Source organism: Streptococcus oralis, from assembly GCF_001579025.1.
GTDB classification, from domain to species: Bacteria; Bacillota; Bacilli; order Lactobacillales; family Streptococcaceae; genus Streptococcus; species Streptococcus oralis_X.
In genome coordinates, this window is record NZ_KQ970235.1 from 347737 (window position 1) to 364883 (window position 17147).

Genomic DNA, 17147 nt, shown 5'->3' on the forward strand with positions numbered 1-17147 from the left:
TTTTTGCAATTTTGGTAGTTATTCCAGTTGATTGATAATATTTTTGACGGTAGGAATGAGTTTATATTGTAGCCAGTTAACTATAATATTTATTGACTAGACTATTTGTTAACATGGGTTAAAAAAAAATTAACCCAGGTTAATTTTTCTTGACTTAAATTTTTTTAATTGATATACTATTTTTCAGAGAGCTAACAATTATATATAAATGTACTACTCTATCCCACTAGATAATACGTCATAAAACTTTTTATAACAAAGGCTAGCAAGGTTAAAGTTTTCTATCTATTGGGTTTAAAATAAAAAATTAAGGAATTAAAATGAAAAAAAGTACGGTATTGTCATTAACTACTGCTGCAGTTATTTTAGCAGCATATGCCCCCAATGAGGTGATTTTAGCAGATGCACCTAGTTCTGAAGATGCTTTAAGAATTTCTGATAAAGAAAAAGTAGTAGCAGATAAAGAAACAAAAAACAATGAACAATCTGAAGATATTCATAATGTTATAGAAACTTCAAAGGATACTGAAGAGAAGAAGACAACAGTTATTGAGGAAAAAGAAGTTGTTAGTAGAAAGTCTGAGATAGACAAAAAAACTAGTAACGAAGTAGAAAGTATCAAAGAAGACTCCAATCAATCCAAAGGAGATGATGCGAACTCATTTGTAAATAAAGATACAGAAAATCCGAAAAAAGAAGATAAAGTTGTCTATATTGCTGAATTTAAAGATAAAGAATCTGGAGAAAAAGTAATTAAGGAACTATCAAATCTTAAGGATACAAAAGTTTTATATACCTATAATACGATTTTTAATGGCACCGCCATTGAAACAACTCCAGATAATTTGGACAAAATTAAACAAATAGAAGGTATTTCGTCGGTTGAACGATCACAAAAACTCCAACCAATGATGAATCATGCCAGAAAGGAAATTGGAGTTGAGGAAGCTATTGATTACCTAAAGTCTATTAATGCTCCATTTGGGAAAAATTTTGATGGTAGAGGTATGGTCATTTCAAATATCGATACTGGAACAGATTATAGGCATAAGGCTATGAGAATCGATGATGATGCCAAAGACTCAATGAAATTTAAAAAAGAAGACTTAAAAGGCACTGATAAAAATTATTGGTTGAGTGATAAAATCCCTCATGCGTTCAATTATTATAATGGTGGTAAAATCACTGTCGAAAAATATGATGATGGAAGGGATTATTTTGACCCACATGGGATGCATATTGCAGGGATTCTAGCTGGAAATGATACTGAAAAAGACATCAAGAACTTTAATGGCATAGATGGAATTGCGCCTAATGCACAAATTTTCTCTTATAAAATGTATTCCGATGCAGGATCTGGCTTTGCAGGGGATGAAACAATGTTTCATGCTATTGAAGATTCGATCAAACACAATGTTGATGTTGTTTCGGTATCATCTGGTTTTACAGGAACCGGTCTTGCAGGTGAAAAATATTGGGAGGCTATTAGAGCGTTAAGAAAAGCTGGAATCCCAATGGTTGTTGCTACAGGTAACTTTGCGACTTCTGCTTCAAGTTCTTCTTGGGATTTAGTAGCAAATAATAATCTGAAAATGACAGATACTGGAAATGTAACACGAACTGCCGCACATGAAGATGCGATAGCGGTCGCTTCTGCTAAAAATCAAACAATTGAGTTTGATAAAGTTAACATAGGTGGACAAAGTTTTAAATACAGAAATATAGGGGCTTTTTTCGATAAAAATAAAATCCTAACAAATGAGGATGGCTCAAAAACTCCAAATAAATTAAAATTTGTATATATAGGCAAAGGTCAAGACCAAGATTTGATAGGCTTGGATCTTAAGGGCAAAATTGCAGTAATGGATAGAATTTATACCAAGGATTTAAAAGATGCTTTTAAAAGAGCAACGGATAAAGGCGCACGTGCCATTATGGTTGTAAATACTGTAAATTACTACAATAGAGATAATTGGACAGACCTTCCAGCTATGGGATATGAAGCGGATGAAGGGACTAAAAGTCAAGTATTTTCAATTTCAGGAGATGATGGTGTAAAATTATGGAACATGATTAACCCTGATAAAAAAACTGAAGTCAAAAGAAATAATAAGGAAGATTTTAAAAATAACTTAGAACAATACTATCCAATTGATATGGAAAGCTATAATTCTAATAAACCAAATGTAGGTGATGAAAAAGAAATTGACTTTAAATTTGCAGCTGACACAGACAAAGAACTTTATAAAGAAGATATTATCGTTCCAGCAGGGTCTACATCTTGGGGGCCTAGAACAGATTTGCTTTTAAAACCGGATGTTTCAGCACCTGGTAAAAATATTAAATCCACTCTAAATGTTATTAATGGTAAATCCACTTATGGTTATATGTCAGGAACTAGTATGGCAACTCCAATCGTAGCAGCTTCTACTGTTTTGATTCGACCAAAATTAAAGGAATTGCTTGAAAGACCTGTCTTGAAAAATCTTAAGGGAGATGACAAAATAGACCTTACAAGTCTTACAAAAATAGCCCTACAAAATACTGCAAGACCTATGATGGATGCAACCTCTTGGAAAGAAAAGAGTCAATACTTTGCATCACCTAGACAGCAGGGAGCGGGGCTAATTAATGTTGCCAACGCTTTGAGAAATGAAGTTGTAGCGACTTTCAAAAATACAGATTCTAAAGGTTTGGTAAATTCATATGGTTCCATTTCTCTTAAAGAAATAAAAGGTGATAAAAAATACTTTACAATCAAGCTTCACAATACCTCAAATAGACCTTTAACCTTTAAAGTTTCAGCATCCGCAGTAACTACAGATGCTCTAACTGATAGGCTAAAACTCGATGAAACATATAAAGATGAAAAATCTCCGGACGGGAAGCAAATTGTTCCAGAAATTCACCCAGAAAAAGTCAAAGGAGCAAATATCACATTTGAGCATGATACTTTCACTATAGGTCCAAATTCTAGCTTTGATTTAAATGCGGTTATAAATGTTGGAGAGGCTAAAAACAAAAATAAATTTGTAGAATCATTTATTCATTTTGAGTCAGTGGAAGAAATGGAAGCTCTAAACTCCAACGGGAAGAAAAGAAACTTCCAACCTTCTTTGTCCATGCCTCTAATGGGATTTGCTGGAAATTGGAACCACGAACCAATCCTTGATAAATGGGCCTGGGAAGAAGGATCAAAATCAAAAGCAATGGAAGGTTATGATGATGATGGTAAACCAAAAATTCCAGGTACCTTAAATAAGGGGATTGGTGGAGAACATGGTATAGATAAATTTAATCCAGCAGGAGTTATCCAAAATAGAAAAGATAAAAATACAACATCCCTAGATCAAAATCCAGAATTATTTGCTTTCAATAACGAAGGAATCAACGCACCATCAACGAGTGGTTCTAATATTGCTAAAATTTATCCTTTAGATTCAAATGGAAATCCTCAAGATGCTCAACTTGAGAGAGGATTAACGCCTTCTCCACTTGTATTAAGAAGTGCCGAAGAAGGGGTGATTTCAATAGTAAATACGAATAAAGAGGGAGAAAATCAAAAAGACTTAAAAGTCATTTCGAGAGAACACTTTATTAAAGGAATTTTAAACTCTAAAAGAAATGATGCGAAGGGAATCAAATCATCTAAACTAAAAGTTTGGGGTGACTTGAAATGGGATGGACTCATTTATAACCCTAGAGGTAGAGAAGAAAATGCCCCAGAAAGTAATGACAAAAAAGAATCCTGCTACTAAGATACGAGGACAATTTGAACCGATTGCGGAAGGCCAATATTTCTATAAATTTAAATATAGATTAACCAAGGATTACCCATGGCAGGTTTCCTATATTCCTGTAAAAATTGATAACACACCTCCAAAGATTGTTTCAATTGATTTTTCAAACCCTGAAAAAATTAAGTTAATTACAAAGGATACTTATCACAAGGTCAAAGAGCAATACAAGAATGAAACGCTATTTGCGAGAGATCAAAAAGAACATCCTGAAAAATTTGACGAGATTGCCAACGAAGTTTGGTATGCTGGGGCCGCTCTTGTTAATGAAGATGGAGAGGTTGAAAAAAATCTTGAGGTCACTTATGCAGGTGAGGGCCAAGGACGAAATAGAAAACTTGACAAAGACGGAAATACCATTTATGAAATTAAAGGTGCAGGAGATTTAAGGGGCAAAATCATTGAAGTGATTGCATTAGACGGTTCTAGCAATTTCACAAAGATTCATAGAATTAAATTTGCTGATCATGCTGATGAAAATGGGATGATTTCCTATTATCTAGTAGATCCTGATCAAGATTCATCTAAATACCAAAAGCTTGGCGAGATTTCCGAATCTAAATTTAAAAATTTAGAAAATAGAAAAGAGGATAGTCTTAAAAAAGATACAACGGAAGTAGAACATCATCAAGAAAATGAAGAGGCTACCGAAGAAAAATCTAGCTTGACTATTCATAAAACAATTTCAACAATTAGAGACTTTGAAAGCAAAGATTTAAAGAAACTCATTAAAAAGAAATTCAGAGAAGTTGATGACTTTACAAGTGAAACTGGTAAGAGAATAGAGGAATACGATTATAAATACGATGATAAGGGAAATATCATTGCATATGACGATGGTAGTGCCTTAGAATATGAAACTGAAAAACTTGATGAAATCAAATCAAAAATTTATGGCATTCTAAACCCGTCTAAAGATGGACACTTTGAAATTCTTGGAAAGATCAGTAATGTTTCTAAAAATGCCAAGGTATATTATGGCAATAATTATAAATCGATAGAAATCAAAACGACCAAGTATGATTCCCATTCGAAAACGATGACATTTGATTTATACGCTAATATTAATGATATTGTGGATGGATTAGCTTTTGCAGGAGATATGAGATTCTTTGTTAAAGATGATGGTCAGATAAAAGCTGAAACTAAAATTAGAATGCCTGAAAAAATTAAGGAAACTAAAGCAGAATATCCGTATGCATCAAGTTATGGGAATGTAATAGAATTAGGAGAAGGAGATCTTTCAAAAAATAAACCAAACAATTTAACGGACATGGAATCTGGTAAAATCTATTCTGATTCAGAAAAACAACAATATCTGTTAAAGGATAACATCATTCTAAGAAAAGGCTATGCACTAAAAGTGACTACCTATAATCCTGGAAAAACGGATATGTTAGAAGGGAATGGAGTCTATAACAAGGAAGATATAGCAAAAATCCAAAAGGCCAATCCTAATCTAAGAGTTTTATCAGAAACAACAATTTATGCTGATAGTAGAAATGTTGAAGATGGAAGAAGTACTCAATCAGTATTAATGTCGGCTTTGGACGGCTTTAACATTGTAAGGTATCAAGTGTTTACATTTAAAATGAATGATAAAGGGGAGGCAATCGATAACGATGGCAATCTTGTAACAGATCCTTCTAAACTGATATTATTTGGTAAGGATGGTAAAGAGTACACAGGAGAGGATAAGTCCAATGTAGAAGCTATAAAAGAAGATGGCTCTACGTTATTTATTGATGCAAAACCAGTAAATCTTTCAATGGACAAGAACTACTTTAATCCATCTAAAACTAATAAAATTTATGTACGAAATCCAGAATTCTATTTAAGAGGTAAGATTTCTGATAAGGGTGGTTTTAACTGGGAGTTGAGAGTTAATGAATCGGTTGTAGACAATTATTTAATCTACGGAGATTTACACATTGATAACACTAGAGATTTTAACATTAAGCTTAATGTTAAAGACGGTGACATCATGGACTGGGGAATGAAAGACTATAAAGCAAACGGATTTCCAGATAAGGTAACAGATATGGATGGAAATGTTTATCTTCAAACTGGCTATAGCGATTTGAATGCAAAAGCAGTTGGAGTACACTATCAATTCTTATATGATAATGTAAAACCTGAAGTAAGCATTGATCCTAAGGGAAATACTAGTATCGAATATGCTAATGGAAAATCTGTAGTTTTTAACATCAATGATAAGAGAAATAATGGATTCGATGGTGAGATTCAAGAACAACATATTTATGTAAATGGAAAAGAATACAAATCATTTGATGATATTAAACAACTAACAGATAAGACACTAAACATTAAGATTGTTGTAAAAGATTTTGCAAGAAATACTACCGTAAAAGAATTCATTTTAAATAAAGACACGGGAGAGGTAAGTGAATTAAAACCTCATAGGGTAACTGTGACCATTCAAAATGGAAAAGAAATGAGTTCAACGATAGTGTCGGAAGAAGATTTTATGTTACCTGTCTATAAGGGTGAATTAGAAAAAGGATACCAATTTGATGGTTGGGAAATTTCTGGTTTCGAAGGGAAAAAAGACGCCGGCTATGTTCTTAATCTATCAAAAGATACCTTTATAAAACCTGTATTCAAGAAAATAGAGGAGAAAAAGGAGGAGGAAAATAAACCTACTTTTGATGTATCGAAAAAGAAAGAAAAAACACAATCTGATTCAACTAATGATGTCAATAGTATTGTTTCTGATGAAAATGATAAAAACTTTGAAATTAACAAGAACGTTTATCTAAATGAAGAAGGGAACTTAACTAATAAAAATACCAACATCAATAGTAAATCAACTAGTAACAATCCTAATGAGTTGCCAAAAACCGGAACAGCAAGCGGAGCCCAGACACTATTAGCTGCCGGAATCATGTTTATAGTAGGAGCTTTTCTTGGATTGAAGAGAAAAAATAAAGATTAAGACAAAAGCTATAGAAAAAATAAAGATTAAGACAAAAGCTATAGAAAAAATGGTTTATGTACTGAGATTAGATAGTGAGGAGGTGACATAGTTTTGTGAAAGTATTGATTTATAAATATATTATTTAGATTTCTATGAAAATGGGAGATTTAAAAGAGATATATGTAAAAGCCTTGTCTCAGGACAGGCTTTTTCTAATGGAGATGGGTTCTGTTTAAAATCCATTTCTTCGGCTTATAAAAATATAAATACAAACGGTTGTTTATATTTTGTGGTATAATGTATTGTAATAAATACTTGTTTTGATACCAATCTAGAGATATTTTTATAGTTATTTATTCTAGAAATTTTTGCTTGGATTTTTTTTAAAAGTCATAAAAGTTCATGGATAGTAACGAATGAAGTATCGTAAGCTTGGCTGAATATCAATCAAAAAGGAGAAAATTATGAATAAGAAAGAACGGGAAAAACAATTTGAAGAGATCAATGGACCTAAGCGGTCTGAATCAAAGTCGGCTCCGAATAAAAATATAAAAATCTATATTGGCATAGCACTCTCTGTTTTAGTCACTCTCATCTTGGTAAGTATTTTCTCATATCTTCTGATTGGAAAGAAAGAGCCAAATCAAGCATCGTCTGCCATTTCAACTACAGAGTCAACAAGTCAAGCGTCTACAAGCCAAGGAAAAACAGATGAAACTGATAAGGATAAACAAGAGGAAATTCAGAAACTCAAGGATCAACTGACTGCTTTAGATACCAAAATTACGGAAGCAGAAGCACTTGTTAGCAAGTTGAAGAAAGAAACTACCGTTCCAAAACTAGATATTGAAGCAATCAAGAACAATGATTTGTCTAGTTTAGAAGGCACTTGGCGTAGTCAATCTGGCAATGAATATATCATTAAGAATTCTGGAGAAGTAGATGCGACTTGGTTTACAAATGATCAAAAGTACGAATCTGTAGTTGGATTAAAGGTATCAAAAGGTCAAGATAGTCGTAACCCTGAGACAGCGTCTATCAGTGCATGGGTAAAAGATTCTGTTGCTGGAGGATTTGTAGTAGTAGCTGTGCCAAGTGGAGTTGTTATGCAACCTGCTGATGACGGAAAGATTACGGATAAAAGCAATCATGCTGAGGAAAGACTACTTTCAGGACAAGATTATGGGTCTATGTTAATGAAACCAGAAAATGTTTATTATCGTGTGAAACCAGATACCAGTAAACTTGAGGAAGCAGAAAAGAACTTAGCTCAACTACAAGCAGACCGTGAATCAATCAAATCTTCTCTTGAGTCAAAGGAAAAGAAAAACTAGATGGTATTCGTTCAAAAATACTGTTACAATCGGCAGAATCAAGAAGCCCATTAGGGCTTCTTTTTCTTTTATCACGACTATTTAACCACTTAGACAAAGATATTGACCAGATAGGCAAAAGGGCTTGTTCTTGAAAAATTCCTCTGCTATAATGGTTCATGTAAGGCGCGTGAGGGGTCAGTATCAGACAACTCAAGTCAATAAAAAAGAAAATGGAGACATAAAAATGAAAAAATTATTGGGACTTGTATTTTTAGTAGCAGCAGCGCTAGTATTGTATTTCGGTTCTGTTGGATGGCCAAGTTTGGATGTCAACCTCTGGTCACTCATTCCGGTAGGATTGTTCCTTTATTTCACGCTAGAAAACTTTTTGAAAAAAGACTACAAGGCTAGCTTGATGTGCTTGATCATCGCCTTTATCATTGCAAATGCTATTTTTGATTTGTTGCCAATTTCAAGTGGTTTGGTGATTGGTGCCGGTGTGCTAGCTTGTGTAGGACTTGGCTACCTCTTTCCTGATAAAGATAAAAAAGAAGGCAAATAAAAAGTCTCGAGATTTCTCGAGACTTTTTTTACTGACCAGCATAATATTTTTGAATCCCTTTTACGATGCCTGCGACCAGTTTATCTTGGTAGTGGCTATCTTTGATTTGTTGGTTTTCGGAGAAATTATCCATATAACCAAGTTCTAGTAGAACGGCTGGTTTGGCTGTTTCGCGTAGTACGGCATAGCTGCTCTCCAACAGGCCAGCATCCTTAGCTCCTGTTTCTGCTAGAAGAGAGGAGTGGATGGCAGCGGCGAGGCGTTTGCTTTCACTCATACGATCTGGGTGATTGTGCCAGTATTTATTAATCTTACTTGGATAATCAGGTTCATCGCTATAGGAGTAGGTTTGAATACCGCTCGCTTTTGAGTAGGTATTACCAGTAGCGTTGAAGTGAATACTGATAAAAATATCAGAGTTGGTCTTATTAACCATACGAGAACGTTCGGTAACAAAATCAACGTCAATATCACTATCACGAGAAGTGAGGACCTTGTAGCCTAGTTCTTCTAACTTAGTACGAAGCTTACGGTAAATCTGCATGTTGAGATCTTTTTCAGCTACATTGTAGTAAAAGGCACCTGAATCTCGACCACCATGCCCAGGATCTAGGAAAATGGTATTGCTGTATAGGCCTTTTGTAAATCCGCCTTCAGTTGAAACTTCTGAAATCCATTGGCCGTATTTTTGGAACAAGTGTTCCTTACCGTCTATCTTGTAAGTTCCTGAAACATAATGGCCATTATCATCTAGGTAGTAGCGTGCTTTGTCAGAGTTATCGTAAATCCATTCGCTCTTTGCCATGTAACCACCTGACTTGAGGTAGTATGCTCCAATCCATTCCTGATTTGCATAACGGCCATCCGCTTTTAGATAGAACCAGCTCTTGTAGGCTTTATCAAAGATCCACTCTTTTTCCGCCATGGCTCCACTGGTTTTGAGGTAGTAGCTTCCTTTCCATTTGTCTGCTAGCATTCCACCATTCTGGTCAAATGAGTACCAGGAATCCTGAATCTTTTGCCAGTTTTCTTGGACATATCTCCCTGACCCGTTTGCATAGAACCAAGTATCCTTGATTTTGACCCAGTTGTTTTCTGCCATAGCTCCACTCTGGTTGAAGAGGTAGCCCTTGAAGGTTGTCGCACTCAGCATTCCGCCTTCTTTGTCAAAGTAGTACCAAGAACCGTTGATTTTCTCCCATTTATCCTGTGAGATTTTTCCAGAAGGAGCTACATAATACCAAATTTGGTCTAATTTAGTCCAGCCCTTTTCCGCCATAGCTCCGCTTTTTGTGAGAAGATAGCCGTCAACGGCAGTGTTGCTGAGCATGCTTCCAGTTTGATCAAAATAGTACCAAGAACCATTGATTTTTTTCCAAGTGTTCTGAGCTAGTCGTCCAGAGGAATCAGCATAATACCATTGATTGTCCAGTTTAGTCCAGCTATTTTCTGTCATGACACCATCTTGGTCAAAGGCATAACCTTTGTAGACAGTAGAATGAAGACGATTACCATCTTGATCGAAGTAGTACCATTTGCCTTGAATTTGTTTCCAGTTCAAAGCAGGTTTATCATCTTGGTAAAAACGCCAGTGGTGATTTTCTTGGTGCCATCCTTCTTTTTTGGGCTTGTCTTCTTGCACATCTACTTTCGGAAGAACTTCTGATTTAGAGTTTTCCTCAACACTCGACTCTTTCTTTTCTTCTTTGGCAATTGCTTCCTTGACAGCAGATGTGGATTGAGTTGTGTTTTCTTCTCCTAAGACGGATGCGGGTGCTAATCCTGCGATTGAAAGGATTAAAGCACTGGTCAGTAGTATCTTTTTCACTTTTTATTTCCTAACTTTTTCTTTTTCCCTTTTTCATTTTTCTATTAATTATCGAATTGAACTTCTTCTAGTAAGTATTCGATAAAGCGTTCGCCCATCTTAGATAGGCTGGTTTTTTCATGCTGGATATAGACTAGTTCAATCGGGTCGTCAATGTCCAGTGGAATGGAAACGATATTGTCTCCGTTGAGGTTACTGTTCAAAATCCCTGTTGCAATGGTGTAACCATCCAAACCAATCAAAAGGTTAAAGAGGGTGGCGCGGTCACTTACAACAATGGATTTCTTATGGTGCTCTTGTGAAAGAATCTCCTCTGAAAAGTAGAAGGAATTGTGCGTCCCCTGGTCATAACTCAGATAAGGAAAGTCTTCCAAATCAGCCAGTTTGACCTTATCTTTTTTAGCTAGAGGGTTGGTCTTGCTGACAAAGATATGGGGTTGGGCTGTGAAGAGGTGGTGCGCTAGCAGGTGATTGTCATCTAGCATTTTCGTTAAAACATCGCGATTGTAGCTGTTTAAAAAGAGGACACCGACCTCGCTACGGAAGTTCTTGACATCGTCGATAATCTCCCAAGTCCGAGTTTCACGAAGGAAAAGCTCGTATTTTTCCATATCGCTTTTCTTAAGTAGCGATACAAAGGCATTGACTACAAAGGCATAGTGCTGAGAGGAAACACTGAAAAGTTCGCGGTGGGCGATAGGATTTTTATAGCGTTCCTCAAGAAGCTGAGTTTGCTCAACGACCTGACGGGCATAGGAGAGAAACTCCATCCCATCACGGGTTAAGGTAATGCCCTTGGGATTGCGGATAAAGATTTCAATGCCCATTTCATTTTCCAAGTCTCGAACGGCATTAGAGAGACTGGGTTGAGTGATAAAGAGCTGCTTGGCTGCCTCATTCATAGAGCCAGTTTCGACAATTTTGATAATATAGTGTAGTTGTTGAATTCTCATGTTTTTATTGTACCATACTTGCGGAAGAATGGGCAATGAAGACGAAGAAAATAGGGGGAAAGAGCCGGTCTAGTATTGAAAAAAAGTCTAGAATCTGCTAAAATGGAAGCTATGAAAACATTCTATGATGTGCAGCAATTTCTCAAACAGTTTGGCATTATTGTTTACATGGGGAAGCGTTTGTATGATATTGAACTGATGAAGCTCGAACTCTCTCGGATCTATGATGCAGGTCTCATGGACAAGCTAGATTACCTAGAAGCGGAAGCTGTTCTCCGCAGGGAGCACAAGATAGAATTAGACTACATAGAGAAAAATGGAGATAAGAACTTATGACAATTTGGATTTTGTGGGGAATCGTATTGGCGATGGTGGCATGGATGGGCTATAACTACCTTCGTATTCGTCGTGCGGCTAAGATTGTGGACAATGCAGAGTTTGAAGCCTTGATTCGGAAAGGGCAATTGATTGATGTCCGTGAACCAGCAGAATTTCACAGAAAACATATCCTCGGAGCTCGCAATATTCCTTCAAATCAGTTGAAGTCAAGCCTTGCAGCCCTTCGTAAGGATAAACCTGTCCTTCTCTACGAAAACCAACGCGGACAACGAGTGACCAATGCAGCACTTTATCTGAAAAAACAAGGTTTCTCTGATATTTATATCCTTTCTTATGGGTTGGATTCTTGGAACGGGAAGGTCAAGACGAGCTAAGATCAAGGAAAAAGATGATAAAGTCGGTCTCCTATACTAAATTAATAAACATTTTAAGGAATTTTTAGAAAATGCAAGAAAAGAATAAAACCTCACGTAATATAGGTATCCTATCAATCGTAGGTAGTCTTTGGCTTCCATTACCAGGCATTATTTTAGGAACTCTTGCTATAATAGAAGCTAACACACGTCAAAAAGAATCTGGACTTGATTATAAAACAGAAAGAATTATAGCTATTGTAGGTATTGTTCTTTCTGCTCTTAACTGGATTATTGGAATTATCTTACACATGAGTTAAAGAAGATAAAAAAAGCTTTAAATTTAAAGCTTTTTTCTTTTATCCACTTTTCTCTAAATAGTTTTTAATAATTTCCAATTCCTCTGGATTCAAGGGGCGGAATTGCCCTTTTGCTAGTTCTGGGTCTAATGTAAAGTCACCGAATTGGATTCGTTTTAGGGCAGTCACCTTGACACCAACTGAGAGAAACATCTTCTTGACTTGATGAAACTTGCCCTCAGAGATGGTGATGGAGGCTCGGCTCTCTGTTGGGCTTGCGGACAAAATTTCAAGCTGAGCAGGTTTACAAGTGGTCCCATCTAAAAAGACAATCCCATCTTTGAATTTTTGGATATGGTCTGACGTGAGCGGTCCGTTGACTTCCACTTGATAAGATTTATCAACATGGTACTGGGGATGAAGGAGTTGAAAACCAAGAGGTCCATTGTCTGTCAAAAGCAGCAGTCCCGTCGTATCTCGGTCTAGTCTGCCGATAGCATAGAGCTGGTCAGACTGGCCGTCAGGTGGGAGGAGATCCATGACGGTTGGAAGTTTCTTATCCTTGCTAGCTGTAACAACTCCGTTTGGCTTATGAAGCATGAGGTAGTTGTGCTCGTAGCCTTGGATTTGTCGTCCTTGAAAGACTAATTTCTGTAATCCAGTGTCGACATTTTGAGCCAGGGATCTGGCTGGACAATCATCTACTAGGATTTCTTTTTTTAATAGAGCCTGTTTCATAGCCTTGCGGCTGACCTTTTCTTGGGCCAATAATCTATCTAAACGCATACCAGCTTATCTTATCATAAGTCTCTGACTTTGAAAAGAGTTGCCTTGACTAGAAAAGCAGAGTGAAAACATTTACACTTAGCTGAACTGTGATTTTTGAATGAGACTGTGGTATAATTGTTCAGTTAGAAATAAAAATTTAAATATTAGAGGAAATCATGACAAAATTAAGAGAAGATATCCGTAACATTGCGATTATCGCCCACGTTGACCACGGTAAAACAACCCTCGTTGACGAATTATTGAAACAATCTGAAACTCTTGATGCACGTACTGAATTGGCAGAGCGCGCTATGGACTCAAATGATATCGAGAAAGAGCGTGGAATTACCATCCTTGCGAAAAATACAGCCGTTGCTTACAACGGAACTCGTATCAATATCATGGACACACCAGGACACGCGGACTTCGGTGGAGAAGTTGAGCGTATCATGAAAATGGTTGACGGTGTTGTCTTGGTCGTAGATGCCTACGAAGGAACAATGCCACAGACTCGTTTCGTATTGAAAAAAGCCTTGGAACAAGACCTTGTCCCAATCGTGGTTGTTAACAAAATCGACAAACCATCAGCTCGTCCAGCAGAAGTAGTGGACGAAGTCTTGGAACTTTTCATTGAGCTTGGTGCAGATGATGACCAGCTTGACTTCCCAGTGGTGTATGCTTCAGCTATCAACGGAACATCTTCATTGTCAGATGATCCAGCTGATCAAGAAAAAACAATGGCACCAATCTTTGATACCATTATCGACCATATCCCTGCTCCAGTGGACAACTCAGATGAACCTTTGCAGTTCCAAGTCTCACTTTTGGACTACAATGACTTCGTAGGTCGTATCGGTATCGGTCGTGTCTTCCGTGGTAGTGTGAAAGTTGGGGACCAAGTTACCCTTTCTAAACTAGATGGTACAACGAAGAACTTCCGTGTTACAAAACTCTTCGGTTTCTTTGGCTTGGAACGTCGTGAAATCCAAGAAGCTAAAGCAGGTGACTTGATTGCCGTATCAGGTATGGAAGATATCTTTGTTGGTGAGACGATTACACCGACAGATGCAGTTGAGCCTCTTCCAATCCTTCACATCGATGAGCCAACGCTTCAAATGACCTTCTTGGTAAACAACTCACCATTTGCTGGTAAAGAAGGTAAATGGGTGACTTCTCGTAAGGTAGAAGAACGCTTGCAAGCAGAATTACAAACAGACGTTTCCCTTCGTGTTGATCCAACGGATTCACCAGATAAATGGACTGTTTCAGGACGTGGAGAATTGCACTTGTCAATCCTGATCGAAACCATGCGTCGTGAGGGTTATGAACTTCAAGTATCTCGTCCAGAAGTTATCGTAAAAGAAATCGATGGTGTCAAATGTGAGCCATTTGAACGTGTTCAAATCGACACTCCAGAAGAGTACCAAGGGTCTGTTATCCAAAGCCTTTCTGAACGTAAGGGTGAAATGTTGGATATGATTTCAACTGGTAATGGTCAAACTCGCTTAGTCTTCCTTGTTCCAGCGCGTGGTTTGATCGGATACTCAACTGAGTTCTTGTCAATGACTCGTGGTTACGGTATCATGAACCATACCTTTGACCAATACTTGCCATTGATTCCAGGAGAAATTGGTGGACGTCACCGTGGTGCTCTTGTTTCTATTGATGCTGGTAAGGCTACAACATACTCAATCATGTCTATCGAAGAACGTGGTACAATCTTTGTCAACCCAGGTACTGAGGTTTACGAAGGAATGATCATCGGTGAAAACTCTCGTGAAAACGACTTGACTGTTAATATCACCAAGGCCAAACAAATGACCAACGTTCGTTCAGCTACCAAGGACCAAACAGCGGTTATCAAGACACCTCGTATCTTGACCCTTGAAGAGTCTCTTGAGTTCTTGAATGACGATGAGTACATGGAAGTAACGCCTGAGTCTATCCGTTTGCGTAAGCAAATCCTCAACAAGGCAGAGCGTGAGAAAGCCAACAAAAAGAAAAAATCAGCTGAATAAGAGCTAGAAAGAGATAAAGATGGTCTATTTAATCATAGGGATACTCTTATTACTACTCTATGTATTTGCGACACCCCAAAGTATCAAAGGAACAGTCAACATCGTTATCTTGGTCTTTGTAGTTGTTGCACTCTTGATTTTGCTGATGTTGTCCATCTTGCAAATCTTCCAATTACCGACAGAATTCTTTGTCACAATCGCCATGCTGGCTCTAGCCTACTTTAGCTTGAGAGACATTACGCTCATGCCTGTAAAAAAGAGCAGAAGAAGATAAATAGAAAGAGAGCTATGGCTCTCTTTTTCTATGCTAGAATGAGGACTAGAGCATTTTCGTTTAGTATTATTTCCATAAAAATGGTAAAATAGTAGGAGTAGAAATGGAGTTTGAGACATGAAAGTAATCGATCAATTTAAAAATAAGAAAGTACTTGTTTTAGGTTTGGCTAAGTCTGGTGAGTCTGCGGCTCGTTTGTTGGACAAGCTGGGTGCTATTGTGACAGTAAATGACGGCAAGCCTTTTGAGGAAAATCCTGCTGCTCAAAGCCTACTGGAAGATGGGATCAAGGTTGTCACTGGTGGGCATCCTTTGGAACTCTTGGATGAAGATTTCGCTCTGATGGTGAAAAATCCAGGTATCCCGTATAGCAATCCCATGATTGAAAAGGCATTGGCAAAGGGGATTCCAGTCTTGACTGAGGTGGAATTGGCTTATTTGATTTCGGAAGCGCCAATTATCGGTATCACAGGTTCAAATGGGAAAACAACCACAACGACGATGATTGGGGAAGTTTTAACTGCTGCCGGCCAACATGGTCTTTTGTCAGGAAATATCGGCTATCCTGCTAGTCAAGTGGCTCAAACTGCGACAGCCAAGGACACACTTGTCATGGAACTTTCTTCTTTCCAACTGATGGGTGTTCAAGAATTCCATCCTGAGATTGCGGTTATTACCAACCTTATGCCGACTCATATCGACTATCATGGTTCTTTTGAAGAGTATGTGGCAGCTAAGTGGAATATCCAGAACAAGATGACAGAAGCTGATTTCCTTGTATTGAACTTTAACCAAGATTTGGCAAAAGAATTGGCTACCAAAACACAAGCCACTGTTGTTCCATTTTCAACACAGGAAAAGGTTGATGGAGCTTATTTGGAAGATGGTCAACTCTACTTCCGTGGAGAAGTGGTCATGGCAGCTAGTGAAATCGGTGTTCCAGGTAGCCACAATGTAGAAAATGCCCTTGCGACTATTGCTGTAGCCAAGCTCCGTGGTGTGGATAACCAAACCATCAAGGAAACTCTTTCAGCCTTTGGTGGTGTCAAATACCGTCTCCAATTTGTGGATGAAATTCAGGGTGTCAAATTCTATAACGATAGCAAATCAACCAATATCTTAGCGACTCAAAAAGCCTTGTCAGGATTTGACAACAGCAAGGTCATCTTGATTGCAGGTGGTTTGGACCGTGGTAATGAGTTTGACGAGCTGGTGCCAGACATTACTGGACTCAAGAAGATGGTTATCCTTGGTCAGTCTGCAGAACGTGTCAAACGGGCAGCGGATAAGGCTGGTGTGGCTTATGTAGATGCGACAGATATTGCAGATGCGACCCGCAAGGCTTATGAACTCGCGACTCAAGGAGATGTGGTTCTCCTCAGTCCTGCCAATGCTAGCTGGGATATGTATGCTAACTTTGAAGTACGTGGCGACCTCTTTATCGACACAGTAGCGGAGTTAAAGGAATAATATGAAAAAAATTGTCTTTACAGGTGGGGGACGGCTGGACACGTGACCCTCAACCTTTTGTTAATGCCCAAGTTCATAGAAGATGGCTGGGAAGTCCACTATATCGGGGACAAGCGTGGGATCGAACACCAAGAAATCCTCAAGTCAGGTCTGGATGTGACCTTCCATTCCATAGCGACAGGGAAATTGCGTCGTTACTTCTCCTGGCAAAACATGCTAGATGTCTTTAAAG

11 protein-coding genes and 2 pseudogenes are annotated in these 17147 nt (G+C 37.8%); 10 read left to right on the top strand and 3 right to left on the bottom strand.

Features of this window, described 5'->3' with window-relative positions; genetic code table 11:
- The first annotated feature begins 320 nt into the window (after positions 1-320).
- From SORDD27_RS01605 to SORDD27_RS01615, 3 genes and pseudogenes are all read left to right on the top strand, one after another.
- Positions 321-6753 (top strand): annotated as a pseudogene (locus SORDD27_RS01605) (S8 family peptidase).
- A gap of 446 nt (positions 6754-7199) precedes the next feature.
- On the top strand, positions 7200-8069 hold the full coding sequence (locus SORDD27_RS01610) for a DUF6287 domain-containing protein (RefSeq protein WP_061426963.1): 870 nt from the start codon (positions 7200-7202) through the stop codon (positions 8067-8069).
- Between the two features lie 226 nt (positions 8070-8295).
- A complete protein-coding gene (locus SORDD27_RS01615) occupies positions 8296-8613 on the top strand; it encodes a hypothetical protein (RefSeq protein ID WP_000734660.1) in 318 nt (105 codons plus the stop codon).
- A 28-nt stretch (positions 8614-8641) separates the two neighbouring features.
- Here the strand turns inward: SORDD27_RS01615 and SORDD27_RS01620 are convergent, their stop codons facing one another.
- Together SORDD27_RS01620 and SORDD27_RS01625 are read right to left on the bottom strand one after the other, a co-directional pair.
- The gene (locus SORDD27_RS01620; RefSeq protein WP_061426965.1) at positions 8642-10441 is read right to left on the bottom strand and encodes an N-acetylmuramoyl-L-alanine amidase; all 1800 of its coding nucleotides are present in this window, start codon (positions 10439-10441) and stop codon (positions 8642-8644) included.
- Positions 10442-10485: 44 nt separating this feature from the next.
- Positions 10486-11394, bottom strand: coding sequence for a LysR family transcriptional regulator (locus SORDD27_RS01625; protein ID WP_001222578.1), 909 nt, complete (start codon positions 11392-11394; stop codon positions 10486-10488).
- Between the two features lie 102 nt (positions 11395-11496).
- Between SORDD27_RS01625 and SORDD27_RS01630 the strand changes: the two genes are divergently transcribed.
- The 3 genes from SORDD27_RS01630 (at position 11497) to SORDD27_RS01640 (ending at position 12406) form a co-directional block, all read left to right on the top strand.
- On the top strand, positions 11497-11730 hold the full coding sequence (locus SORDD27_RS01630) for a YqgQ family protein (protein ID WP_044135604.1): 234 nt from the start codon (positions 11497-11499) through the stop codon (positions 11728-11730).
- Positions 11727-12107, top strand: a complete 381-nt coding sequence (locus SORDD27_RS01635) for a rhodanese-like domain-containing protein (protein WP_061426968.1) — start codon at positions 11727-11729, stop codon at positions 12105-12107. Before SORDD27_RS01630 ends, SORDD27_RS01635 begins: the two co-directional genes overlap by 4 nt.
- 71 nt (positions 12108-12178) lie before the next feature.
- The gene (locus tag SORDD27_RS01640) at positions 12179-12406 is read left to right on the top strand and encodes a hypothetical protein (protein ID WP_061426970.1); all 228 of its coding nucleotides are present in this window, start codon (positions 12179-12181) and stop codon (positions 12404-12406) included.
- A 39-nt stretch (positions 12407-12445) separates the two neighbouring features.
- Here the strand turns inward: SORDD27_RS01640 and SORDD27_RS01645 are convergent, their stop codons facing one another.
- Positions 12446-13171 (bottom strand): 16S rRNA pseudouridine(516) synthase, encoded by a 726-nt coding sequence (locus tag SORDD27_RS01645; protein WP_061426972.1) that lies wholly within the window; start codon positions 13169-13171, stop codon positions 12446-12448.
- Positions 13172-13329: 158 nt separating this feature from the next.
- Between SORDD27_RS01645 and typA the strand changes: the two genes are divergently transcribed.
- The 4 genes and pseudogenes from typA to SORDD27_RS10100 form a co-directional block, all read left to right on the top strand.
- On the top strand, positions 13330-15171 hold the full coding sequence (gene typA, locus SORDD27_RS01650) for a translational GTPase TypA (RefSeq protein WP_000164119.1): 1842 nt from the start codon (positions 13330-13332) through the stop codon (positions 15169-15171).
- Between the two features lie 19 nt (positions 15172-15190).
- A complete protein-coding gene (locus SORDD27_RS01655; RefSeq protein WP_000262661.1) occupies positions 15191-15445 on the top strand; it encodes a DUF3165 family protein in 255 nt (84 codons plus the stop codon).
- Between the two features lie 117 nt (positions 15446-15562).
- Positions 15563-16915, top strand: coding sequence for a UDP-N-acetylmuramoyl-L-alanine--D-glutamate ligase (gene murD, locus SORDD27_RS01660; protein ID WP_061426974.1), 1353 nt, complete (start codon positions 15563-15565; stop codon positions 16913-16915).
- Between the two features lies 1 nt (position 16916).
- Positions 16917-17147 (top strand): annotated as a pseudogene (locus tag SORDD27_RS10100) (glycosyltransferase); the annotation flags it as partial.

Excerpts from the sequence above, each read along its gene's own strand:
- SORDD27_RS01645 (WP_061426972.1), bottom strand. The coding sequence starts at position 13,171 with ATGCGTTTAGATAGATTATTGGCCCAAGAAAAGGTCAGCCGCAAGGCT.
- murD (WP_061426974.1), top strand. The coding sequence starts at position 15,563 with ATGAAAGTAATCGATCAATTTAAAAATAAGAAAGTACTTGTTTTAGGT.
- typA (WP_000164119.1), top strand. The coding sequence starts at position 13,330 with ATGACAAAATTAAGAGAAGATATCCGTAACATTGCGATTATCGCCCAC.
- SORDD27_RS01625 (WP_001222578.1), bottom strand. The coding sequence starts at position 11,394 with ATGAGAATTCAACAACTACACTATATTATCAAAATTGTCGAAACTGGC.
- SORDD27_RS01635 (WP_061426968.1), top strand. The coding sequence starts at position 11,727 with ATGACAATTTGGATTTTGTGGGGAATCGTATTGGCGATGGTGGCATGG.
- SORDD27_RS01630 (WP_044135604.1), top strand. The coding sequence starts at position 11,497 with ATGGAAGCTATGAAAACATTCTATGATGTGCAGCAATTTCTCAAACAG.
- SORDD27_RS01640 (WP_061426970.1), top strand. The coding sequence starts at position 12,179 with ATGCAAGAAAAGAATAAAACCTCACGTAATATAGGTATCCTATCAATC.
- SORDD27_RS01615 (WP_000734660.1), top strand. The coding sequence starts at position 8,296 with ATGAAAAAATTATTGGGACTTGTATTTTTAGTAGCAGCAGCGCTAGTA.
- SORDD27_RS01655 (WP_000262661.1), top strand. The coding sequence starts at position 15,191 with ATGGTCTATTTAATCATAGGGATACTCTTATTACTACTCTATGTATTT.
- SORDD27_RS01610 (WP_061426963.1), top strand. The coding sequence starts at position 7,200 with ATGAATAAGAAAGAACGGGAAAAACAATTTGAAGAGATCAATGGACCT.